Consider the following 22,913-nt stretch of genomic DNA (forward strand, 5'->3'; position numbering starts at 1 on the left):
TGCCATGGCTCTCGACAGTGCGCCCGTCACCGACCACGGCCCCCAGGGCAACGGCCCCGCCTCCCGGCGTCCGCGTGTGCTCTCCGGCATCCAGCCCACCGCCGGTTCCTTCCACCTCGGCAACTACCTCGGTGCGGTGCGCCAGTGGGTGGCCCTGCAGGAGTCCCACGACGCCTTCTACATGGTCGTCGACCTGCACGCGATCACCGTTCCGCAGGACCCGGCCGAGCTGCGCCACAACACCCGGATCGCGGCCGCCCAGCTGCTGGCCGCCGGCCTGGACCCGGAGCGCTGCACCCTGTTCGTGCAGAGCCATGTGCCCGAGCACGCCCAGCTCGCCTGGGTGATGAACTGCCTCACCGGCTTCGGCGAGGCCTCCCGGATGACGCAGTTCAAGGACAAGTCCGCCAAGCAGGGCGCCGACCGCACCTCCGTGGGCCTGTTCACCTACCCGATCCTGCAGGTCGCCGACATCCTGCTGTACCAGGCCCACCAGGTCCCGGTCGGCGAGGACCAGCGCCAGCACATCGAGCTGACCCGCGACCTGGCCGAGCGCTTCAACGGCCGCTACGGCCAGACCTTCACGCTCCCGTCGGCGTACATCCTCAAGGAGACGGCGAAGATCTACGACCTCCAGGACCCGTCGGCCAAGATGAGCAAGTCGGCCTCCACCGCCAAGGGCCTGATCAACCTCCTCGACGAGCCCAAGGCCTCCGCGAAGAAGGTCAAGAGCGCCGTCACGGACACCGACACCGTGATCCGCTACGACGCCGAGAACAAGCCCGGCGTCTCCAACCTCCTCACCATCTACTCCTCCCTCACCGGCGCCTCGATCGCGGAGCTGGAGGAGAAGTACGAGGGCAAGATGTACGGCGCGCTGAAGACCGATCTGGCCGAGGTGATGGTCGACTTCGTCACACCGTTCCGGGACCGCACCCAGGAATACCTGGACGACCCCGAGACGCTGGACTCGGTCCTGGCCAAGGGCGCGGAGAAGGCCCGGGCGGTGGCCGCCGAGACCCTCGCCACCACGTATGACCGGCTCGGATTCCTGCCGGCCAAGCACTGACGGGGTGGTCCGCGGGGGTCCGGTCCGGGCCCCCGCACGGACCGCACGGAGGTCGGGCCCCGTCCGCGGGGGCCCGTGGACCCGCCCGGCGCGGGGGCCGAGGACGCTCCCCGCGAAGGGCGCGCACCCGGCACACTAAGAGGGGTGCGCGAGCGCGTCGCACACACGTCAGGAGGGAGAGCGCAGTGGGGACCGTAACGCTGGGCGTTTCGATCGCGGTCCCGGAGCCGTACGGCCGCTTCCTCCAACGGGAGCGCGAGGGCTTCGGAGATCCCGCCGCACGGGGCATCCCCACGCACATCACCCTGCTCCCGCCGACCGAGGTGCAGGCCGAGGAGCTGCCCGGCATCGAGCGCCACCTCGCCGAGGTCGCGGCCGGCTGCCGCCCCTTCCCGCTCCGCCTGGAAGGCACCGGCACCTTCCGCCCGCTCTCCCCGGTGGTCTTCGTCAAGGTCACCGAGGGCGCGGCGGGCTGCACCGCCGTACAGGCCCGGGTGCGCGCCGCCTCCGGCCCCTGCGCCCGCGAGCTGCAGTTCCCCTACCACCCGCACGTGACCGTCGCGCACGGCATCGCCGAGGACGCCATGGACCGCGCCCAGGCCGAGCTCGCGGACTTCTCCGCGACCTGGACGATCAACGGCTTCGCCCGCTACGAGCAGGGCGCGGACGCGGTGTGGCGGCTGGTGCGCGAGTACCCCTTCGGCCCCCGGACCGCCGCCGTCCCGCGCCAGGCCGCGGACCTCTCCCGGCCGCCGGCACCGTCCTGCTAGCACTCGCCCGCAGCACGTCCCGCCCGTCCCCGGCGCGGGACGGCCGCCGCCTGCGCCACGCCCGCCCGGCAGCACCGACCCGGATGTCCCACCGGATTTCCGGGGTAGCCGGAGGCTAGGGTTCCGGAGTGTCCGGAGCGCACGCCGGACGACCGGCCCGGGCCGGTCGGCGGCCGGGCACGAGGGGAACGCCATGGACTGGTTGAGCAAGCTGCCGGTGATCGGGCCGGCCGTCGCCTGGCTGATGACCACCCACCCCTGGCACGCCTACCAGCGGATGCTGCGGGTGAAGTGGACCCGGCTCGCCGCCGCGATCACCTTCACCAGCTTCGTCGCCCTCTTCCCGCTGCTGACCGTCGCCGCCGCGATCGGCGCCGCACTGCTCAGCGACGGCCAGCTACACAAGCTCCAGGGCAAGATCGCCGAACAGTTCCCCGGGATCTCCGGACAGCTCGACCTGGCCGCCCTGGTAGCCAACGCCGCCACGGTCGGCCTGGTCGCCGGCGCCCTGCTGCTGCTCACCGGCATCGGCTGGGTCGAGTCGCTGCGCGACTGCCTGCGCGCCGTCTGGGAGCGGGACGGCGAGGACACCAACTTCTTCCTCGGCAAGCTCCGCGACGGCGCCCTGCTGCTGGGCCTCGGCGGCGTCGCCCTGGTCTCGCTGGCCGGCTCGGCCTTCGCCACCGCGGCGGTCGGCCGGGCAGCCGACGCCGTCGGGCTGCCCGAGCGCGGCGTCGGCGCCGGGCTGCTGGCCGCCGCCGGCTTCTGCATCGCCGTCCTCGCGGACGTCGTGCTGCTCGCCTACATCCTGACCCGGTTCCCCGGCGTCCGGCCGCCGGGCCGCGCCGTGGTGATCGCGGCCTTCCTCGGCGCGATCGGCTTCGAACTGCTCAAGCTGCTGCTCAGCGGCTACCTCCGGGGCGTCGCCGCGCGCAACATCTACGGCGCCTTCGGCACTCCGATCGCGCTGCTGCTGTGGATCAACTTCACCGCCAAGCTGCTGGTGTACTGCGCCGCCTGGACGGCCACGGCCCGGCAGCCGGGCACGGCGGACGAGGCGGAGACGGCGGCACCGGAAGGGCGGCCGGGCGCCTGACGCCCGGCCGCCCCACCGGGCGGCTCACTGCCCCGCGCCGCGCCCCCGCCCGGCCCGCGGCCAGCGGCGGCGCACCACCAGTCCCACGGCGCCGCACAGCACCAGCGCACCGCCGGCGATCCCCGCCGCGGTCCAGGCGCCGCCGGTGCCGCCGGAGTCGTTGAGCGCGGCCTGGGTGCTGCCGTGCCCGTCCCGGCGCTTGCCGCCGGCGCCCGTACCGTCGTCCTCGCCGTGCGGCCCGACCAGCCGGCCGACCGGCTCCACCTTGTCGGCCGCCGCGAAGCCCCAGTCGAAGAGCCGGGCGGCCTCCCGGTAGGCCTCGTTGTGCTCCTTCTTCTCCGGGTTCATGACCGTCACCAGCAGCTTGCGGTCACCGCGCTGGGCGACACCGGTGAAGGTCGACCCGGCGTTGGTCGTCGAGCCGTTCTTCACCCCCGCGATGCCGGGGTACGGCTTGATGTCGTAGTCGCCGCTCAGCAGCCGGTTGGTGTTCTGGATGCCGAACGTCGCCCGCTTGCCGTTCTTGCCCTTGTCCCCGGGGAACTGCGCACTCGCCGTCGAGCAGTACTCGCGGAAGTCGGCGTTCTGCAGCCCCGCCCGGGCGAACAGGCTCAGGTCGTAGGCGCTGGAGACCTGGCCCGGCGCGTCATAGCCGTCCGGCGTCACCACATGGGTGTCGCGGGCGTTCAGCTCCTTGGCGCGCTGCTGCATCTCCGTCACGGTCGCCTTCGTCCCGCCGTTCATGGCCGAGAGGGTGTGCACCGCGTCGTTGCCGGACCGCAGGAACACGCCCAGCCACAGGTCGTGGACCGAGTAGGTCAGGTTCTCCTTTATCCCCACGAGGCTGCTGCCCGCGCCCATCCCGGCCAGATCGGCGGGCTTAACGGTGTGCTTGGTGTCCTTGGGGAACTTCGGCAGCACCGTGTCCGCGAACAGCATCTTCAGCGTGCTGGCCGGCGCCAGCTGCCAGTGCGGGTTCTTGGCGGCCAGCACCTTGCCGGACTCGGCGTCCGAGACGATCCAGGAACGGGCGGTCAGCGCGTCCGGCCCCGGCAGCTTCGGCGCACCGGCGCCCGGCTGCACCTGGACGCCGGGCGTACCCAGCCGGTCCCCGCCGACCTTGGACATCTTCGCCGGCGGAGCGGGCGCCTTGGGATCGGCGTGCGCGGTGCCGGCCAGCAGCGGGGTGGCCAGCAGCCCGGAGGCGGCGAGCGCGGTGAGCGTGCGCAGGGGCAGGCCGTGACGCGCCGCGCGCCCGGCGTTGCCGGACGCGTTAGCCGGGACGGTCGGATCGGGCAGAGCCGTGGAGGCACAGAAGGTCGTCGGCACGTCGCTGAACGTACCCCCCTTCGACGCCGCCGCCGACAGCACCCCACGGAAGAGTGCCCCTCCCGACCGCCGGATGGAGCCGCTGCCCATACTGGGACGCATGCTGCGTTCTTCCGGGGCCGGCCCCCGCACCTCCACGAGTCTCTCGCGCCCCGTGGCCTGGTTCCTGCTCGCCTTCGGGGTGTGGAGCTGGTTCATCTGGATCACTTTCGTCAAGAACCTCTGGAAGGACGGCAGCGGACTCGCCTTCGACGACGCAGGTGACCCGACCGCCTACTTCTGGGTCCATCTCGCGCTCGCGGTGGTTTCCTTTCTCTTGGGGACGGCAATCGGAGTGATCGGGTTCCGCGGGGTACGGGCCCTGCGGCGCGAGGCGACGGCCGGGGCGGGCGAGCCCGCGGCGGACGACCGGTCCGGAGCGTCGGACGACCAGAGCGGAACGACGGCCGGCTGACCGCAGCCGCGCCGCACCGCCCGCGGCGGGCAGTACGACGCCCGGTCGCGGACGGCCCGGAACAGCGCTCCGCGACACCCCCTCACCTTGGGTGAAAGGCCGTGCTCACCCTGCGATGTGAGCCATTCGTCGTGACGGAGTCGGCGGAGGGATTTCGCCGAACGGCTCTCGCCGGTGACAATCACCCAGCGACTTTCCCCGTTTTTCCCGTGGACCCGGTCCGGTCCACGCGGCGGTGACACCCACCGCCGTGGGCCCGGGTACGGCGGTGTGGGGTGGGTGCTTTCGGATGCGTGAAGGAGATGATCTCCCTTTCAAGGAGGCATGTTGGTGGAAGGAAGGCTGGCCATGACGTCGGATGCGCGTGTGCAGGTCGAGGAGTTCCTCCTGGGCGACCAGTTCGCCTGCCTGGCGGGTCGTTCCGCCTGGCGCCAGGGCGGCATCACACACCGGCACTATGACCTGCTGGGGGGCGCCGAATCGGCTCGGCTGATGGCGCTCGACCTTGCGAAGTTCGTGAACGGGGCGGACTGGAGCGCCCGATCGTTCACCAGCTTCATCGCGACCTTCGAGCGACCGCGGGGGGTGGATGAGCTGCGGTTCGAAGAGCTCCTCTGGCAGCACTTGCAACTGCTGCACGAGGAGGACGCCGAGACCCATCGCTGGGCCGAGGGGTACGCGTCGGATCCCCAGGCCAAGGAGTTCGCCTACAGCGTGGCCGGCCATCCGTTCTTCGTGATCGGCCTGCACGAGACCCACCGCCGGTGGGGTCGCCGTCCTCCCTTCCCGATGCTGGCCTTCAACTCCCACGAGCAGTTCGACCGGATCAAGGGCGCCGGGATGTGGGACCGGCTGGCGGAGAAGATACGCAAGCAGGACATCAAGCTGCAGGGCGACATCAACCCCAACCTCATGGAGTACGAGGAACTCTCGGAGGCCCGCCGCTACTCCGGCCGGCCCAAGCCCGCCGAGTGGCAGTGCCCCTTCGCCGCCCGCGAGACCGAGCGGGAGCGGGAACTGACCCCGTCGGGCGCGTAGGCCCCGTCGCCAAGCTCCCGCTTGCCCCGCGACGTTCGGCACGTACGCTCGCCGCATGGCCGGACCGCGCCGATACGCCCAGTACCGGTGCGCCCCTCCGCCTTGCGATCGCACGCACCGGACGCCGCGGGGCCCGGCCCTCCGGGCGAACGACGGAAGCGTGACGGCAGGACCCGCCGTCCGGCCGGATCCCCGCGTAAGGGCGGCCCGCAATCCCCGCGTAAGGGACGGCCCGCGCGCCCACCGGCCGCCGGGCCGCCCCCACTACGCACCCCACGAGGGAGACGCCGTGCTCTTTGCCCTGGTCCTGGTCCCGGTCCTCGGGCTGTTCCTCGGCGTGCACCGCTACCTGTGGTGCCGGCTCGTCCGCGACACCACCGCACCGGGCGGCCGGCTCCGGCACGCGGGCACGGCAGCGCTCTGCGTACTGCCCTGCCTCGCCCTCGGGGCCCTGCTGTCCGGCCGCGCCGGCCTCCCCTTCCCCCTCCAACAGGCCCTGGCCTGGCCCGGATACCTCTGGCTCGCGCTCCTGCTCTACCTCGCGCTGGCCCTGCTGGCGGGGGAGGCGGTACGTGCGGTGTGGCTGCGGGTGGGGGAGCAGAGCGCGGGGCCAGAACAGGCGGAGGGCCGGGAAACCGGAGCAGGACGCAGCGCGGCCCGGAACAACGGTCAGGCCGAGGGCACCGGGCAGGCTGGGCACCACGGCCAGGCCCAGGGCGCCGAGCAGGCTGGGGACCACGGTCAGGCCGAGGGCACCGGGCAGGCTGGGCACCACGGCCAGGCCCAGGGCACCGAGCAGGCTAGGCACCACGGCCGCGCAACGCGCCAGGGACACGCAACGCCCCAGGGACACGCCACGACCGAGGCTCCCGTCCCCGGCCGCCCGACGCCCCAGCGGCCTCCCGCTGCCTCCCCCTCGCCCGCCCCCTCCCCCTCCCAGACCCCCACCCTGCTGCCGCCCGGCCACTCCGCCCTGCCGCCGCTCCCCGTCCCCTCCCGACGGCTCTTCGTCTCCCGGACGGTGGCCGCCGGAGCGTCCCTGGCCGCCACGGCAGCCGTCGGGTACGGCGCCGCGACCACCTTCCGGGGCCCGACCGTCAAGCGTGTCACCGTCCCGCTGGCCAAACTCCCGCGCGCCGCCCACGGGTTCCGGATCGCGGTGGTCAGCGACATCCACCTGGGGCCGGTCCTCGGCCGCGCCCACACCCGGCGGGTCGTCGACACGATCAACCGCACCAGCCCCGACCTCGTCGCCATCGTCGGGGACCTGGTCGACGGCAGCGTCGCCGACCTCGCACCCGCCGCCGAACCCCTGCGCGCCCTTCGCTCGCGGTACGGCGCCTACTTCGTCACCGGCAACCACGAGTACTACTCCGGCGCCGCCCCGTGGGTCGACCACGTAAGGGAGTTGGGCATCCACCCGCTGGAGAACGCACGCACCGAACTCCCCGGCTTCGACCTCGCCGGCATCAACGACCTCGCCGGCCAGACCGAGCACACGGGCCCCGACTACGAGCGCGCCCTCGACGGCCGCGACCCCGCCCGCGCAGTCGTCCTCATGGCCCATCAGCCGGTCACCATCCAGGACACCGTTCGCTACGGGGTGGACCTCCAGCTCTCCGGCCACACCCACGGCGGTCAGATGTGGCCCTTCACCTACGTGGCCGAGGCCACCAACCCCACCGTCGCCGGCCTGGCCCGCTACGGCGACACCCAGCTGTACGTCACACGGGGCGCGGGCGCCTGGGGCCCTCCGGTACGGCTGGGGGCGCCGCCGGATGTGACGGTGGTTGAACTGGCGTCCCGGAGAGCCTGATTGGGTGCGCGGGCCCCGTGGGCCGGTTACGTTGGGTAGGTAACAACCCCTGTACAAACTGCGGCGCCATCCTGCACTAAATCGGACAGATCGCGACTTTCGATCTTGCTGTGGGGGCTGCCAACTCCCTAGACTTGACCTTCTTTACGCTGCCCATACCGCAGGCTTCACCGGTCTGCGAGATGAGCTAACGGGGGAGTGGGGCCAGTGGGCGAACAGTACAGGGTCGACCTCGACGAACTCGACGGCGTCGTGCGTAGGCTCAAGCAGCTTCGGGGCGACATGGACGAGCCCAGCCAGAAGATGAAGTACAGCACGGCCATCCACAAGTCGGCGTTCGGCTCCAACTTCGACGAAGCCAAACAGATCGCTGAGTCGCACGACAAGATGCAGCAGTACATGACCCAGGTGATCAATGCGCTCCACGAACTCATCACGGAGTTCGGGGACAAGACCGAGCGCAGTCGGGGAGCGTACGACGACCAGGAACAGGAAGCCAAGGCCTCCATGCGGCAAGGCAACTGAGCCCACGGTAGAACGAACGCCAGACTGACGATCAGGGGGAGGCCATGGTAGACGGGCCCAAGACGGACGGCACCGCAGACTACGAGAAGCAGATCGACGAAAAGAACCGAAAAGAGAAGATCAAAGAAGACTTCGGTTCGTACAAGCCTGTCCCGAAGTCCGACTCTGACTTCCATCACCACGGGCTCGACGCGCTCCGGGAGATGGTCAAGAATTCTGACCCGGACGCCATCGAGACGGCGGGCGGTCACTGGCGCGCGTCGGCTGACCGACTTGCAGGTGAAGACGGTAGCGGCGGGATTCGCAAGGCGTTCATGGACGCTGTTGACCATGCCTCGGCACACTGGCACGGGGCAGCATCGGATGCATTCCGGCGAGAAGCGCAAAAGGTCCTGAGGAAGATCGACCTGACCTATCGCCATGCGCGGAACGTTGAGACCGCCCTCATTGGAGCTCGCGGGACCGGGCCGCAGGGCGGTATTACGCACAGCTTGCGCGAGGCCAAGAAGAGCATGTCGAAGATCGAGGATGCCGGTAGCGTCGAGGGCTTCTTCGACACCAATGGCAAAGACGGCGATGACGCTCAGTTCCACAAGGACATGGACAACCCGAAGATGGACGCCAAGATGGCGCTTGAGCTCAACCGGGACAAGCTCTCCCTGAGTAAAGAGCGTCAGGTCGAAGCGGTCATCGTCATGGAACAGCTGGCGTACAACTATCGGGCGAACCGGCCGAACCTTTCCGAGGGTATCGGTCCTGCGCCCGGAACCGGCCATGACTGGCCTACCGAGCCGAAGGAGCCTGTGCACCCGGCGCCCGTCAACATGCCGACTCCTGGTGGTCCGCGCGTCAAGCCGTCCCAACTCTCCCCGCACACGCCGAGCGGCCCGTACGCGCCGAGTGGCCCGAGTGAGCCGTTCAAGCCGCATGGCGTGAACATCAACCCGTCGTCTCCCCCTGTACGAACGGACCTCGAAGGCGTGCAGGGCGGCACCGTGACGCCTGCCAACCCGGGTATCCCCGGCGGCGGTTCTCTCGGCGGTGGTGGCCACAGCTCCGGTGGGGGTGGCGGTGGTTCGACCGGCATGCCCGGCGGCATGATGCCCGTCATGCCCGGCAAGGGAGGTGGAACCATGGGGCCCGGCGGCAGTGGCCGCGGCGGAACCATGGGTGGCCGATCCGGAGCGGGGCGTGCGGGTATGCCCGGCGGGTCTGGAGCGGGGCGTTCAGGTACGGCCGGCGGATCCGGCGCGGGGCGTGCGGGTATGCCCGGCGGCGGAATGGGTGGCGGAGCCGGAGGCGGAGCAGGCCGCGGTGGTGCTACAGGGCGCAGTGGTGCGCAGGCCCGTACCCCTGGTGGCATCGCCGGTAAGCCGGGGGCGCCCATGGGCGGCACCAAGCAGGGCGGCTCCGGGCTGCATCGCAGCCGTGGGGGCGCAAAGGCCGGCCAGGGCATGGCCGGCGCCCCTGGAGCCAAGGGGAACGGCAAGGGCGAGAAGGAGCGCACCACCAATCAGCGCCCCGATTACCTGATCGAGGATGAAGAGACCTGGACTCCGCAACGTAATGTGGCGCCGCGAGTCATTGAGTAAGGCGGCGAACGCCGACGCCCCTGTCGGCGTGCAGGGGTGCTCCGCGCGTACTCGTCACGGAGCACCTCGTCAGGCGGTCATCATCCGCCCGGAACGGAAGCAATGAGGAGCAAGGCATGAGGGTCACACGAACTCTGCGCGCGACCATCGGTGCTGCGCTGACCGGAGCGCTGTTTCTGGCCACGGGCGGCTCGGCGGTAGCGGACCAAAACAGGGATGCTCAGTGGCCGTTGACTGCTTTCGGCGCCCAGGACATCTGGAAGAAGGCCACTGGCAAGGGTGTCACCGTAGCTGTCATCGAGAAGGCGTTCCGCACTACCCATCAGGACCTCAAGGGGCAGTTCCTCCCAGGCAAGGAATTTCCCAATGCGACGAATGACGGCGGCCTGTATCTGAAGCCAGGCGAAGATCGTCGCGATCACGGTACCGGAATGACCGGTCTCATCGCAGCGATCGGGCATGGCCCCGGTGGCTCTGCAGGCATGAAGGGACTGTCACCTGGGGTGAAGGTCTTGCCCTTGACGGCGGACAAGGCGGTTCCGGATGCTACTCGCTTTGCGGTGGATCACGGAGCTGATGTCATCAACATGTCATTCGGGGCGGACCCGAATACGCCGGACATGTGTGAATCCATCCATTACGCCGTGGAAAAGGGTGTGGTGGTGGTGGCGGCTGTCGGCAATGAGGGGACGTCGGAGAAGCACATTCCGGCTGCATGTCCCGGTGCGATTGGCGTCGGCGCGGTCGATGAGTACGGGAAGGTCTGGGACATGAGCAACTACAACTCCTCCGTCGATCTTCTTGCGCCCGGCGTGGACGTTCCGGTCCTTGGCGGAAAGAGCGATTCTCAGTACGGCACGACCGATGGCACTTCCGTTGCCACCGCCTACGTCACGTCCGCAGTCGCCCTGCTCCGTGAAAAGTTCCCCGACCTCACTCCGGGGCAAATCGCCAACCGCCTTGTGAAGACAGCCGCTCTGACCCCTTCGGTGAAGAAGAAGCACCTCAAGCTTCCTGATGACCACTACGGGTATGGCTACATCGTTCCCGAGGCGGCGCTGAACGAGGACATCCCCGCAGGCCCCGCGCAGGGCCCGCTGCCCATGCCGAAGGGAAAGGCTCCCAGCACGCCCGTAACTGCCGGCGTGAAGAATGACCCAAACCCGAATCCGCCCATGAGTCTGGGTGACAAGCTCACCATCTATGGCGGTATCGGTGTCGGTGTGCTGGTCGTCGCCGGCTTGGTGGTCGCGGTGGTGGTCAGCCGTCGTCGCAGCAAAACCGCTGCCCAGCCCTGGGGTTGATCCGCAAAGGGCGCCCAGTCTGCTCCATGAGTCGTGGGTGAGGAAACGAGTCGCCGCCGGTGCGTGCACGGGTGGCGACTCGTTCCGTTCTCCACGCGTAGCGTCTTCGGCTCTCCTCCCTCGCAGTGCCGCAAGAGAGACACGGTCACACCTCGGGCGGCGAAGGGCAGCGCGCTCCACCAGGGTGTCTCCCGCTGCGTAGCCTCCTGGCTGAGGGGCGGGGCACCGGGGCCGGGTTTCCGGTGGCAGCCACCGGCCGCCCCGCGCAGTGGAAGGACAACTCCGCGGACTCCAAGGAGGGCCCGGCACCGTTCCCCACCCGGTAGCTTTTTTGGCCCGCCTGGCCCGCCTGGCCCGCCTGGCCCGCCTGGCCCGCCTGGCCCGCCTGGCCCGCTGGCCCGCCTGGCGCGCCTGGCCCGCCTGGCCTGCCCCGTGTGGAAATAAATCGGGCGACGGGCTCCGGGGCACGCTGTTAGCTTCGGGAATCATGGACCCCGTAGGTGACAAAGAAATACGTGCCTCCTTTGTGAACTGCTCGAAGGGGGAGGCGAGCCGGCTCAATCTTCCGGCCGGGCTGCCCGAACTTCCCTGGGAACACCTGGACTTTCTGGGCTGGCGCGATCCGGGGGCACCGGACCGGGGCTATCTGGTCGTGCCGCGCGGCGACGGCATCGTCGGGGTGACCCTGCGGGTGCCCCAGGGGGTGCGGCGGAGCTTCACCAAGACGACGGTGTGCTCGGTGTGCCTCACCGGGCATCCGGGGTCCGGGGTCAGCCTGTTCGCGGCCCGTCGTGCCGGTCCGGCGGGGCGGCAGGGCAACACCGTGGGGGCGTACTTCTGCGCCGATCTGGCGTGTTCGCTCTACGTCCGCGGCCGGAAGAAGTCCCAGCTCGCCGGGCGGCACGAGGAGACGCTGCCGTTGGAGGACCGGATCACGCGCACCGTACTGAATCTGGACGGCTTCGTGGAGAAGGTCTTGGAGCTGGAGGGGGAGCGGTAGACCGCTCGGGGGCGCGCCCGTCGCTCTCCCTCTCCGCTTCCCTTCGGATCTCCTTCTGGCCCCTCCTGGTCCTCCGGCTCCTGGCCGCCCCCGGCGGTTCCGGTTCTCTCTGGCTCCGCCCGGTCGCCTCGACCTCGCCGCGCGGTGCGGGACCGGGAACTACGGGCGCTGGAAGGTGACTTCCGGGTTGGACGGTGACGGGCCGGCCAGCAGGGGCTGCGGTATGCCGCGCAGGTGCTGGTCGAAGAAGGCGCCCACATAGTCACGGGTGATCTCGCCGGAGCGCTTGCCGGAGAGCGGGGCGGAGGGGTCGCTGACGCCCAGCTGCGCCGCCAGGACCGGGACGTCGATGAAGGAGAAGTGGCCGGCGTCGCGTACGGTCAGCCACCGCTTCCAGCCGTCGAGCCGGCGCCAGTCGCGCGGCCAGGTGGTGTCGTCCGAGCCCGGTGCGTGGCCGTCGAGACTGCCGAGCATCATGAACGGGCGGCCGCCGAGCCCAGTGCGGGGGACCGGTGCGAAGAAGGAGCCGTCCATATTGATGCCGGCACGGACGCGGCGGTCGGTCGCCATGGCGGCTGCCGCGCTGTTGCCGCCGATGGAGTGGCCGGCGGCGCCGATCCGTCGGGCGTCGATCAGCGGAGCGTACCGCCGGGCCGCGGAGTGGTCGCCGTCCCGCCCGCCGGCTCCGGTCAGGGTGTCGATGACGAACCGGATGTCGGCGGCGCGGCCCGTGGCGACCTTCGCCATCATCTTCCGTGCGGCGCTCTCCGACCCCTTTTCGACCGCCTTGCAAGCGGCACAGGTGAGGGTGCGGCCCCCAGGGAAGGACGTGCCGAAGGACTCATACGCATGGTCGACCAGCGCCACGACATAGCCGCGGGAGGCCAGTTCCTCGGTGAGCAGGGACAGCGTCGCACGGTTGAGGGTGAAGCCCGGGGAGAGCACCACCAGCGGGTGGGCGCCGCCGACGGGACGGGCGCCGGTCCGGGCGTGGGTACGGGTCGCGGCGAGCACCTCGGGCGGCAGGGCGTCGGCGTGCTTGATGCCCTCCAGGAAGAGGCGGGCCTCCTTGGTCGACATGTAGGGGGCGGTGGCGCCCCCGGTGCCCCGGTGGGCCGGGTAGGACACCGAGACCATCAGCTCGCGTGCGCCCGCGGAGGGCATCCAGGGGTCCCGGCGCCGGGTGTCGGTGAGGTGGAGGGTGTCTCGTCCTACGGCGAACGGCCCGGTGGGACGCGGGAGTTCGAGGTGCGGGGCGGTGGTGGCCCGGTGCGGGGTGGGGGCCGCGACGGCGGCGGACGGCGCGGGCGTGGCCACGGCGGTACCGGCGGCGGCGACGACCGGCAGCGGCAGTGCGGCCGCGAGGAGTAAGGCGACCGCGGCCCGGCGCGCTCCGCGGGTGCGGAGCCGGCCGGTGCGGGGGTGGGTTCTGTGCGGTGAGTTCATGGAACCGACCGTATGCGCGGGCGAAGCCGGACGGTACTGACATGCGTCATGTGTGGGTCGGTGCCGGAGACCGGGGCTATCGGCGGGGCTCGCCGTATCCCGGGGCTGGACCGGAGCGCGCCGTGGACCGGGCCGGTGCTCGGGCTGGGCCGGTGCTCGGGTCGGGCCGGTGCAGTGCCCCGGACCGTCCCATCACCCCGCCCCGCTACAGCCCGTGCTCCGCCAGGAAGTCTGCGATCAACTGCTGCCACTCCTGCGGGCGTTCGACCATCGGTAGATGGCCGGTGGCCAGCTCCGCGTACGTGGCGCCGGGGATGTGGTCGGCCAGGCGGCGGGAGTGGTCCGGGTGCAGCAGCTGGTCCTCGGTGGTGGCGATGACCAGGGTGGGGACCGCGATGTCCGGCAGGTCGGCGGTGGTGTCCAGGCGGCCGACCAGCGCGATCTGCGCCGCCGAGCCGGCGGGCGGGAGCGTGGGGTCCGGGTCCAGCGCCGCCGCGCGCTCCGCCGGAGTCAGCGCGTTGAAGTAGCCGGGCGCGATGCCGCTCAGCGCCCTGGCCTGGGCGAAGCCCGCGTGATCGGCGCGGGCCAGCAGCCGCTGCCACAGGTCGATCCACACCCGGGTACGGGCGTCGGCCTTGGCGAGCCCGGCGGTCAGCACCAGCCCGCGGACGCGCCCGGGATGGCGCGCGGCGGCCCGTACGGCGACCGCCGTCCCCATCGAGTAGCCGACCACGGTGAAGGTCTCCAGACCGGCCTCGATGGCCTCGTCGACCATCGCGTCGGCCAGCGCATCCAGCTCCAACGGACCGTCGGCGCACGGGGTTTCGCCGGATCCGGGGTAGTCGGGGGCGACCACCCGGTGGCCGGAGGCGGCCAGTGCGGGGATCAGGGCGGCGAAGTTCGATCGGACGCTGCCGGTGGCGCCGTGGGCCAGCAGGATGCCGGGGCCGCCGGGGGCGCCGGCGACGGTGGTGGACAGGGGCGGGAGCGGGGCGGACGCCGGTGCGGCGGCCGTGGGAATCTCTGTCATGCGGAAGAGGTTGCACTCTGACACCGGCGTCAAGGTCAAGTCCACCCGGGTGCCGGCCCGGGAGTCGGCCCGGGAGATGGGTCGGAAGTCGGTCGGTCCGGGAGGGACCCGCCAGGTGGCTCGGAAGTCGGTCCGGGAGGGACCCGGGGGATGGGCCGGGAGTCGGTCCAGGAGAGGCCCCGGCGACCGGCCAGGAGGGGGAAGACACGGATGCGGATCGGTGAACTGGCGCGGCGGGCCGGGGTCAGCGCGCGGGTGCTGCGCTACTACGAGCAGCGGGGGCTGCTGAGCTCCGGGCGGGACGCCAACGGCTATCGGCGCTACGAGGGGGAGGCGGCGGTCGAACGCGTCCGGCGAATAAGGGAGTTGCTCGCCACTGGACTGAACACCGAGGACATTCGGACGCTGTTGCCCTGCGCCCAGGGCGGGCCCGGGCTGGTGCCGTGTGCGCTCTCCAGTGGCATCGTGGACCGACAGATGGCGCAACTCGACGCCGAAATAGCCGAGCTGATGGAACGTCGGGCGGCTCTCGGGGCGTATGCGCAGGTCATGCGGGAGCGCGGGGCGCAGGACCGGGCGTTGGCAGAGCGGGCGCTGCGGTCGGCCTGAGGGCGGCGCGGACGGGCAAGCGCCACTGCCCGGGCGCGCCACTAGCCCGGGCACGCCCGGTGCGCCGCCTCCGTGGATCCGCCGCCTCCGGGCATCTACCGCCTCGGGCACCCTCACCCCCCAACTCACCCCTCCAACCCCCCGATTCCGCTTGCCACCGCCCACCCCCCGGCCCGATCCTCGTGTGCACGCCGCGGGGGAGCGGCGACGAGGCATGGGGGACGATGTGCTACGAGTGCACTTCACCGCGGAGGATCTGGCGCGCACCAGGGTGGCCGAAGGGGCCGACCCGCTGTGGGAGACGGTGCTGAGCCTGCACAGCCTGCGCCAGGGGCGGGCCGAGCCGGCGCTGATGGCCTGGCGGCAGTACGCGGTGCGGAACGGCCCCGGGCCGCTGCGGACCCTGCTCCCGTTGGTGCCCCCGCACGGCTACTTTCCGGACTTCCTCACGCCGTTCGCGGCGCTGGACGGGGTGGAGCCCGGGCTGGAGGCGGTGATGAGCACCCCGCGGACGCGGCTGCGGGCGGAGCTGTCGCAGCTGTCCGGGCACCGGGCGCTGCCGGGCTGGGCGCGCGGGATCGGGGAGGGCGAGCCGGCCGCGCTGCGGAAGCTCGCGCGGAGCCTGCGGACCTACCACCACCTCGCGGTCGCCCCGAGCTGGTCGCGGATCGCCGGGCGGGTGTGCGCGGACCGGGCGCTGCGGGTGCACGCCCTGGGGCAGTCGGGGACGGAGGCGATGCTGCGGACGTTCGGTCCGCTGATGCGCTGGCGGCCGCCGGTGCTGGAGGTCGCCTACCCCGTCGACCGGGAGCTGTTCCTACAGGGGCGGGGCCTGGTCCTGGTCCCGTCCTACTTCTGTCAGGACGAACCGGTGGCGCTGGCGGACGAGGAGCTGCCGCCGGTGCTGGTGTACCCGGTGGCGGAGACGCCGGACACCCTCGGCGCCCCGGCCGCCCCGGCCACTTCCGAGGCCCGCGGGGAGCACGCCGAAGGGCCCCGCTTCCGGCTGACCGGAAGCGGGGCCCTTCGGGACGTACCTGCGCTGATCGGCGCCCGGGCCGCGACCCGGATCGCCCTCAGGCGCTAGCGGAGGTGCCCTCTCAGGGGCGCCTCCTAGGGCGGATCAGAAGCGGCGGGTGATCAGTGCCCGCTTCACTTCCTGGATCGCCTTGGTGACCTCGATACCGCGCGGGCAGGCGTCCGTGCAGTTGAAGGTCGTCCGGCAGCGCCAGACGCCGTCCTTGTCGTTGAGGATCTCCAGGCGCTGCTCGCCGGCCTCGTCACGCGAGTCGAAGATGAAGCGGTGCGCGTTGACGATCGCCGCCGGGCCGAAGTACTGGCCGTCGTTCCAGAACACCGGGCACGAGGACGTGCAGGCGGCGCACAGGATGCACTTGGTGGTGTCGTCGAAGCGCTCGCGGTCCTCGGCGGACTGCCGGCGCTCACGGGTCGGCTCGTTGCCCGTCGTGATCAGGAACGGCATCACATCGCGGTACGCCTGGAAGAAGGGCTCCATGTCGACGACAAGGTCCTTCATCACGGTCAGGCCCTTGATGGCCTCGACGGTGATCGGCTTCTCCGGGTTGATGTCCTTGATCAGCGTCTTGCAGGCGAGGCGGTTGCGGCCGTTGATCCGCATGGCGTCCGAGCCGCAGATGCCGTGGGCGCAGGAGCGGCGGAAGGTCAGCGAACCGTCCAGCTCCCACTTGATCTTGTGGAGGGCGTCCAGGACGCGCTCCTTGGGGTCGATCTCCAGCTGGAAGTCCTCCCAGCTGGCCTCCTCGGCGACCTCCGGGTTGAACCGGCGGATCCGGAAGGTGACCGTGATCAGGTGCGAAGCGCCGGCCTCGGGCGTGTCCGCAGCCGCGGAGTCCTTGTCGAGAGTCGGGGTGCTCATCAGTACTTACGCTCCATCGGCTGGTAGCGGGTCTGCACGACCGGCTTGTAGTCGAGGCGGATCGACTCGGCGCCGTCTGCGCCCACCTCGCGGTACGCCATGGTGTGCCGCATGAAGTTGACGTCGTCGCGGTTGGGGTAGTCCTCGCGGTAGTGACCGCCGCGGGACTCCTTGCGGGCCAGCGCGGAGACCGCCATGACCTCGGCCAGGTCGAGCAGGTTGCCCAGCTCGATGGCCTCCAGCAGGTCGGTGTTGAACCGCTTGCCCTTGTCCTGGATGGACACGTTCTTGTAGCGCTCGCGCAGCTCGCCGATCTTCTCGACCGCGGTCTTGATCGTCTGCTCGGTGCGGAACACCATCACATTGGCGTCCATGGTCTCCTGCAGCTCCTTGCGGATCTCGGTGATCCGCTCGCTGCCGGTGGCCGAGCGCAGCCGCTCGACCTGCTCCTGGACGAGCTTCGCCGGGTCCTCGGGCAGCTCGACGAAGTCGGCGGTCGCCGAGTACTCCGCCGCCGCGATACCGGCCCGGCGGCCGAAGACGTTGATGTCCAGCAGCGAGTTGGTGCCCAGACGGTTGGCGCCGTGCACGGAGACACAGGCCACCTCGCCGGCCGCGTACAGGCCCGGCACGACGGTGGTGTTGTCCGCCAGCACCTCGCCCTCGACGTTGGTCGGGATGCCGCCCATGACGTAGTGCGCGGTGGGCTGGATCGGGATCGGGTCCGTGTAGGGCTCGATGCCGAGGTACGTCCGCGCGAACTCGGTGATGTCCGGGAGCTTGGCGTCCAGCTGCTCCGGCGGGAGGTGGGTGAGGTCCAGGTAGACGTGGTCGCCCTCGGGACCGCAGCCGCGGCCCTCGCGGATCTCCGTGTAGATGGAGCGCGAGACGACGTCACGCGAGGCGAGGTCCTTCATGACGGGCGCGTACTTCTCCATGAAGCGCTCGCCGTCCTTATTGCGGAGGATGCCGCCCTCACCGCGGGCGCCCTCCGTCAGCAGGATGCCCATCCGCCAGATGCCGGTCGGGTGGAACTGGAAGAACTCCATGTCCTCCAGCGGCAGTCCCCGGCGGTAGACCGCGGCCTGGCCGTCACCGGTCAGGGTGTGCGCGTTGGAGGTCACCTTGAAGAACTTGCCGCAGCCGCCGGAGGCGTAGATGACGGCCTTCGCCTGGAAGATGTGGATCTCGCCGGTGGCCAGCTCGTAGGCGACCACACCGGCCGACTTCTTGACGCCGTCGACCTCGGTGATCAGCTGGTCGAGGACGTAGAACTCGTTGAAGAACTCCACGCCCTCCTTGACGCAGTTCTGGTACAGCGTCTGGAGGATCATGTGGCCGGTGCGGTCGGCCGCGTAGCAGGACCGGCGCACCGGGGCCTCACCGTGGTTACGGGAGTGCCCGCCGAAGCGGCGCTGGTCGATGGTGCCGTCCGGCGTCCGGTTGAACGGCAGGCCCATCTTCTCCAGGTCGAGGACCGAGTCGATGGCCTCCTTCGCCAGGATCTCGGCGGCGTCCTGGTCGACCAGGTAGTCGCCACCCTTGACCGTGTCGAAGGTGTGCCACTCCCAGTTGTCCTCCTCGACGTTCGCGAGGGCAGCGGCCATACCGCCCTGGGCGGCGCCGGTGTGGGAGCGGGTCGGGTAGAGCTTCGTCAGGACCGCGGTGCGGCTGCGCTTGGTCGACTCGATGGCCGCACGCATGCCCGCGCCACCGGCGCCGACGATGACGGTGTCGTACTTGTGGATCTTCATGGTTCCAGTCAGCCCCGGCTTCAGGAGATGTTCGGGTCGAAGGTGAAGATCACCAGCGTGCCCAGAAGGACGGTGAACACCGTCGCGGTGTACAGCAGCATCTTCAGCCAGAAGCGGGTGTTGTCCCGCTGCGCGTAGTCGTTGATGACGGTGCGCAGGCCGTTGGCGCCGTGCAGCATGGCCAGCCACAGCATCAGCAGGTCCCAGACCTGCCAGAACGGCGAGGCCCAGCGGCCGGCGACGAACGCGAAGCCGATCTTGGAGACGCCGCCGTCGAGGACCAGCTGGATCAGCAGGTGGCCCAGGACCAGGACGACCAGCACGATGCCGGACAGCCGCATGAACAGCCAGGCCTGCATCTCGAAGTTGCCGCGGGAGGCACGGCCGGTCTTGCCGGTGCGCTTGCGCGGCGCCTCGATGACCGGGGCCGGGTTGTCCACGTCGTACAGCGGGACGTCGGTCGCGGTGGTGTCTGCGGGGGTGGTTTCAGCGGACATCTCGCGTCAGCTCCCGAACAGCGTGCGCAGGGTGTGCTGCAGCACGGGGTAGAAGGCACCGGCCATCAGCACGACCCAGACACCGACAACGGTCCAGAGCATCTGCTTCTGGTACTTCGGGCCCTTCGACCAGAAGTCCACCGCGACGACCCGCAGGCCGTTGAGCGCGTGGAAGAGGATGGCGGCCACCAGGCCGTACTCCATCACGTTGACGATCGGCGTCTTGTAAGTCGCTACGACGTTGTCGTACGCCTCGGGTGAGACGCGTACGAGAGCGGTGTCGAGGACGTGGACGAACAGGAAGAAGAAGATGAGGACGCCGGTGACTCGATGAGCCACCCAGGACCACATGCCTTCCCGGCCGCGGTACAGCGTTCCAGCCGGCACGGAAGAACCCTCCGGGAGCGGGGACTAGGGCCGCGCCGGCTTCTCTGTCGGTCGGGCCCGGCCGGGTACGGTCCACCGGCCGCTCGTCATCGTATCGACGAGCTGTCGGTTCCTGGCGCGGGGGTCCTTAGGTGTGATCAAACAGGCACCAACGGGCTATCACACAAGGACGAAGCGGACCTTTGGGTGCCGGGTGGGAGGATCCGCACCGTCGGTGGCCGGGCCCGGCTCATGGCGCCGGGGTCGTGAGCCGGGCCAGCCGGCCACGGGCCAGCCGGCGCATCTCCTCCGCGGTGACCGCCCGCTCCTCCTCGGGTTCATGACCCAGTCGGGTGCGGAGGCCGGACAGCACCTGGTCGAGCAGCTCGTCCTCGCGGTAGCCGTCCAGGCAGATCACAAACACGTGACGGAAGCGGCGTTCGTACTCGGCGTGCGCGGCGCGCAGCGCAGTGTGGGCGGCGAGCGTGGCCGGGCCGCGGGCGCCGACCAGCGGCTGCGGGGAGAGCGACTCCTCGGCGAGCGCCTCGTCCAGCTCGTCCGGGGTGAGGTCGTAGCAGGCCTCGTCGGAGGCGGCGAGCAGGGACCCGGCGTCGGGGTACGGGCGGTGCGCGGCCAGCCGCTCCGCCCAGCGGTGGCTGCCGCAGCAGCCGAGCAGTACGGCCAGCGCCTCGTCCCGGCCGAGCGCGTTGAAGCGGTCCAGGCCGAGGCCCACGGGCCGGGGCCGAGGCAGCGCGGCGGAGCGGGCCTGCGAAGGTATCCCGCACCACGGGGGCTGCGGGGGCCGCAGTGTCGTCGGCCTGGCGGCCGGAGTGTCACCGGACAGCGTGGGCTCCTCGGACGGATGCGAAGGGATCTTTTCGACGGGTGCGGGGCGGGCGGCTGACGGAAGCTGGGGGAAGCGGACCGGATTCCGGGACGTGTGAGGAAGCGGCGGTGGTGTGTGGCGCACGACGGCCCGGCGGTATCCGGCGGTTCCAGGAGAGCCCTGGGAAAGGGGTGACGATCAGGCGACGCCACGCTAACCACGCTTGTCGACCACGGTCCGACCGATGCGCGAATTTCACCCGGATGAGAGAGCTTTCACGCGTTCGGTGGACGACCGGCTCCGTACACCAGGCAATGTCTTCGCCCCGAAAAGTGAGGATTGCACGATGTCGAACCCGATACGGCCGACCCGCGGCGGGCTCGCGGCCGCGGCGCTCGCCGGCACCCTGCTGCTGGCCGGCTGCTCCGGCGCCGCGGACACCGAGCCGCCGGGCAGTACGAGCGCCAAGGTGAAGCCCTCGTCGGCGGCCACCCCGACCTGGGCCCCGGTGACCGGAACGCCACAGGTCATCCCGGCCGTGCGTGACTTCCGTCGGGCCGACGGCCGCGGCTGGCGCCCGTCGAAGGGGGCGCGGGTGGTCGTCCCGGCCGGCGCCCAGAGCAATGTCGCCGACGAAGCCCGCCTGATGGCCCAGGACCTGGGCGGCCTGCCCGTGGTCTACGGCGACGAGACCGTGCAGCCCGGTGACATCGAGGTGAAGCTTTCCGGAAAGAACAAGGGCGCCGCCGGAAACAACCTCCCGGTCTCGGGGACCGCCGAGGAGGCCTACACCCTCACCGCCCGCGACACCCGGCTCACTCTGACGGCCCCCACCGACGCCGGGATTTTCTACGGCACCCGCACCGTCAAGCAGGCCGTGCACGCCGCCGGCGGGCTCCCCGAGGGGACCATCGACGACCGGCCGGACCGCCCGCAGCGCGGCATGTCGCTGGACAACGCCCGCAAGCCGTTCACCCAGGGCTGGATCGAGGACCGGCTGCACGAGATCGCCGACCTCAAGCTCAACCAGTTCCAGCTGCACTTCTCCGACGACCAGGGCTTCCGCATCCAGAGCGACACCCACCCCCAGGTGGTCTCCGCCGACCACCTCACCAAGGCCCAGGTCCGCCAGATCGTCCTGCTGGCGCGGCGCCTGCACATCTCCGTCGTCCCGGAGCTGGACTCGCCCGGACACCTCGGTGCCGTGCTGGCGCACTACCCCGACCTCCAGCTGCGCAACGCCTCGGGCCGGGTGATCACCGGCGCCATCGACATCTCCAACCCCAAGGCGGGCCCGCTGATCGACTCGCTCCTCAAGGAGATGAGCGAGCTGTTCACCAACCCCAAGGGCGCCCCCGCCTACTGGCACCTGGGCGGTGACGAGTACCAGGCGCTGATGTCGTCCTCCCCGTCGACGACCTACCCCCAGCTCGCCCGGGCCGCCCGGCAGAAGTACGGGCCGAACGGCACCATCGAGGACCTGACGACCGGCTGGCTCAACGATCGGCAGAAGACCGTCGAGGGGCAGGGCAAGAACCGGATCGAGGCCTGGAACGACGGCTTCTTCGCCAGCCCGGCGATCAGCGCCGACAAGAACCGGATGGTCGACTACTGGACCGGCAAGGAGGCCGGCAAGCGTCCCCCCGAGGCCTTCCTGCGCGAGGGCCGCAACGTCCTGAACTTCAACGACGAGTTCCTCTACTACGTCCTCGGCGAGCCCAACCAGTTCGTCTACCCGACCGGTCAGCGGATCTACGAGAGCTGGACGCCGCTGGTGATCCGCGGGACCGGGCCGGTGCAGGTGCCGTCGAGCATGACCGGCCCGGACCGGATCCCCGGCGCGCGCTTCGCGATCTGGTGCGACCGGTCCCAGGCGCAGACCCAGCAGCAGGTGGCGGCCGGTATCCACCTGCCGTTGGCGGCGCTGGCGCAGAAGACGTGGCACCCGGGGAAACCGGCGCTGAGCTGGGCGGACTTCAAGGCGCTGGCCCAACGGGTGTGAGCGCCGACCCGGGTAAGAAACGGGTGTGAGAACACGAGACGGCCGGGGCCGCCACCCCCCACAGGAGAGGCCCCGGCCGTCGTTCGCGAAGGGTCGTGACGACCCTCTATCCGTAACAGCGCCGGGGGGCCCGAAAGCGTCACACGGGGTGCGGAGCGAGGCACCGCCAGTGCTCTGGACGCGGGCCCGGACAGGCCCGTAACGTGCGGATCCGCGCCGATCGGCGCGCCGGTCGCGCCCCCGGTGGTGCCCGGCCGGAACCGGCCTCCCCGGGAGCTCCAGATGGATGGGTGCGCGCACTCCTCCGGTGCGCCGACCGGACGCCGCCGACGCGATTCCGGCGCCCGCCGGGCGGCCGGCTCGACCATCCCGAGTGCGGCGCACAGGTGTTCACGGGTTACGGTCAGCAGGAACCACCGGGTTACCGGGGGTTCCCGGCGTGCCCTGACCAGCGGTGGTGGGCGATAGCCGGCGCGGTCGCGGGGCGGCCGGG

The 22,913-nt window shown here is 70.8% G+C and carries 21 protein-coding genes; 13 read left to right on the forward strand and 8 right to left on the reverse strand.

Translation table 11 applies throughout. From position 1 onward, the window contains the following. Positions 1-4: 4 nt before the first annotated feature. From trpS to AB0G84_RS02220, 3 genes are all read left to right on the forward strand, one after another. A complete protein-coding gene (gene trpS, locus AB0G84_RS02210; RefSeq protein ID WP_361314173.1) occupies positions 5-1,069 on the forward strand; it encodes a tryptophan--tRNA ligase in 1,065 nt (354 codons plus the stop codon). 185 nt (positions 1,070-1,254) lie between these two features. Next, positions 1,255-1,839, forward strand: coding sequence for a 2'-5' RNA ligase family protein (locus AB0G84_RS02215; protein ID WP_361314176.1), 585 nt, complete (start codon positions 1,255-1,257; stop codon positions 1,837-1,839). A 193-nt stretch (positions 1,840-2,032) separates the two neighbouring features. Beyond that, positions 2,033-2,935 (forward strand): YihY/virulence factor BrkB family protein, encoded by a 903-nt coding sequence (locus AB0G84_RS02220; protein WP_361314178.1) that lies wholly within the window; start codon positions 2,033-2,035, stop codon positions 2,933-2,935. A 24-nt stretch (positions 2,936-2,959) separates the two neighbouring features. Here AB0G84_RS02220 and AB0G84_RS02225 read toward each other — a convergent pair whose 3' ends face one another. Next, entirely contained in the window at positions 2,960-4,354 is a 1,395-nt protein-coding gene (locus tag AB0G84_RS02225) for a D-alanyl-D-alanine carboxypeptidase (RefSeq protein ID WP_361315086.1), read from the reverse strand. Positions 4,355-4,364: 10 nt separating this feature from the next. Here AB0G84_RS02225 and AB0G84_RS02230 point away from each other — a divergent pair, with 10 nt between their 5' ends. The 7 genes from AB0G84_RS02230 to AB0G84_RS02260 all read left to right on the forward strand — a co-directional run bounded on the left by AB0G84_RS02230 (position 4,365) and on the right by AB0G84_RS02260 (position 11,993). Then, positions 4,365-4,718: a hypothetical protein gene (locus tag AB0G84_RS02230; RefSeq protein WP_361314181.1), complete on the forward strand. Its 354-nt coding sequence runs from the start codon at positions 4,365-4,367 to the stop codon at positions 4,716-4,718. 348 nt (positions 4,719-5,066) lie between these two features. Beyond that, on the forward strand, positions 5,067-5,756 hold the full coding sequence (gntA, locus tag AB0G84_RS02235) for a guanitoxin biosynthesis heme-dependent pre-guanitoxin N-hydroxylase GntA (RefSeq protein WP_361314184.1): 690 nt from the start codon (positions 5,067-5,069) through the stop codon (positions 5,754-5,756). Between the two features lie 289 nt (positions 5,757-6,045). Continuing rightward, positions 6,046-7,572 carry a metallophosphoesterase gene (locus AB0G84_RS02240; protein WP_361314187.1) on the forward strand — a complete coding sequence of 509 codons (1,527 nt, stop codon included), beginning with the start codon at positions 6,046-6,048 and terminating at the stop codon, positions 7,570-7,572. A 207-nt stretch (positions 7,573-7,779) separates the two neighbouring features. Beyond that, positions 7,780-8,097 (forward strand): hypothetical protein, encoded by a 318-nt coding sequence (locus AB0G84_RS02245; RefSeq protein WP_361314190.1) that lies wholly within the window; start codon positions 7,780-7,782, stop codon positions 8,095-8,097. A gap of 44 nt (positions 8,098-8,141) precedes the next feature. Beyond that, positions 8,142-9,689 (forward strand): hypothetical protein, encoded by a 1,548-nt coding sequence (locus AB0G84_RS02250; RefSeq protein WP_361314193.1) that lies wholly within the window; start codon positions 8,142-8,144, stop codon positions 9,687-9,689. A 116-nt stretch (positions 9,690-9,805) separates the two neighbouring features. Further along, entirely contained in the window at positions 9,806-10,993 is a 1,188-nt protein-coding gene (locus AB0G84_RS02255; protein ID WP_361314195.1) for a S8 family serine peptidase, read from the forward strand. Between the two features lie 487 nt (positions 10,994-11,480). After that, the gene (locus AB0G84_RS02260; RefSeq protein WP_361314198.1) at positions 11,481-11,993 is read left to right on the forward strand and encodes an FBP domain-containing protein; all 513 of its coding nucleotides are present in this window, start codon (positions 11,481-11,483) and stop codon (positions 11,991-11,993) included. 159 nt (positions 11,994-12,152) lie between these two features. On the opposite strand, the gene AB0G84_RS02265 is transcribed toward AB0G84_RS02260, so the two are convergent. Both AB0G84_RS02265 and AB0G84_RS02270 read right to left on the reverse strand, forming a co-directional pair. Then, a complete protein-coding gene (locus tag AB0G84_RS02265) occupies positions 12,153-13,439 on the reverse strand; it encodes an alpha/beta hydrolase (protein ID WP_361314201.1) in 1,287 nt (428 codons plus the stop codon). 205 nt (positions 13,440-13,644) lie between these two features. Then, a complete protein-coding gene (locus AB0G84_RS02270; RefSeq protein ID WP_361314204.1) occupies positions 13,645-14,469 on the reverse strand; it encodes an alpha/beta hydrolase in 825 nt (274 codons plus the stop codon). 210 nt (positions 14,470-14,679) lie between these two features. Here AB0G84_RS02270 and AB0G84_RS02275 point away from each other — a divergent pair, with 210 nt between their 5' ends. Both AB0G84_RS02275 and AB0G84_RS02280 read left to right on the forward strand, forming a co-directional pair. Then, positions 14,680-15,078 (forward strand): MerR family transcriptional regulator, encoded by a 399-nt coding sequence (locus AB0G84_RS02275; RefSeq protein ID WP_361314206.1) that lies wholly within the window; start codon positions 14,680-14,682, stop codon positions 15,076-15,078. A gap of 214 nt (positions 15,079-15,292) precedes the next feature. Next, positions 15,293-16,165, forward strand: coding sequence for a hypothetical protein (locus tag AB0G84_RS02280; protein ID WP_361314209.1), 873 nt, complete (start codon positions 15,293-15,295; stop codon positions 16,163-16,165). Between the two features lie 36 nt (positions 16,166-16,201). Here the strand turns inward: AB0G84_RS02280 and AB0G84_RS02285 are convergent, their stop codons facing one another. From AB0G84_RS02285 to AB0G84_RS02305, 5 genes are all read right to left on the reverse strand, one after another. Further along, complete coding sequence (locus tag AB0G84_RS02285; protein WP_361314212.1) at positions 16,202-16,975, reverse strand: succinate dehydrogenase iron-sulfur subunit; 774 nt, start codon at positions 16,973-16,975, stop codon at positions 16,202-16,204. Then, entirely contained in the window at positions 16,975-18,729 is a 1,755-nt protein-coding gene (gene sdhA, locus AB0G84_RS02290; protein ID WP_361314215.1) for a succinate dehydrogenase flavoprotein subunit, read from the reverse strand. The genes AB0G84_RS02285 and sdhA overlap by 1 nt, the downstream gene beginning before the upstream one ends. A 20-nt stretch (positions 18,730-18,749) precedes the next feature. Beyond that, complete coding sequence (locus AB0G84_RS02295; protein WP_361314217.1) at positions 18,750-19,226, reverse strand: succinate dehydrogenase hydrophobic membrane anchor subunit; 477 nt, start codon at positions 19,224-19,226, stop codon at positions 18,750-18,752. Between the two features lie 6 nt (positions 19,227-19,232). Next, entirely contained in the window at positions 19,233-19,613 is a 381-nt protein-coding gene (gene sdhC, locus AB0G84_RS02300; protein WP_079123594.1) for a succinate dehydrogenase, cytochrome b556 subunit, read from the reverse strand. Between the two features lie 229 nt (positions 19,614-19,842). Next, positions 19,843-20,325, reverse strand: a complete 483-nt coding sequence (locus AB0G84_RS02305) for a 2-oxo-4-hydroxy-4-carboxy-5-ureidoimidazoline decarboxylase (protein WP_361314221.1) — start codon at positions 20,323-20,325, stop codon at positions 19,843-19,845. A gap of 439 nt (positions 20,326-20,764) precedes the next feature. On the opposite strand from AB0G84_RS02305, the gene AB0G84_RS02310 reads away from it, so the two are divergent. Next, positions 20,765-22,420, forward strand: coding sequence for a glycoside hydrolase family 20 protein (locus AB0G84_RS02310; RefSeq protein WP_361314223.1), 1,656 nt, complete (start codon positions 20,765-20,767; stop codon positions 22,418-22,420). Positions 22,421-22,913: the final 493 nt, after the last annotated feature.

This window comes from Streptomyces sp. NPDC020742 (genome assembly GCF_040641675.1).
GTDB lineage: Bacteria > Actinomycetota > Actinomycetes > Streptomycetales > Streptomycetaceae > Streptomyces.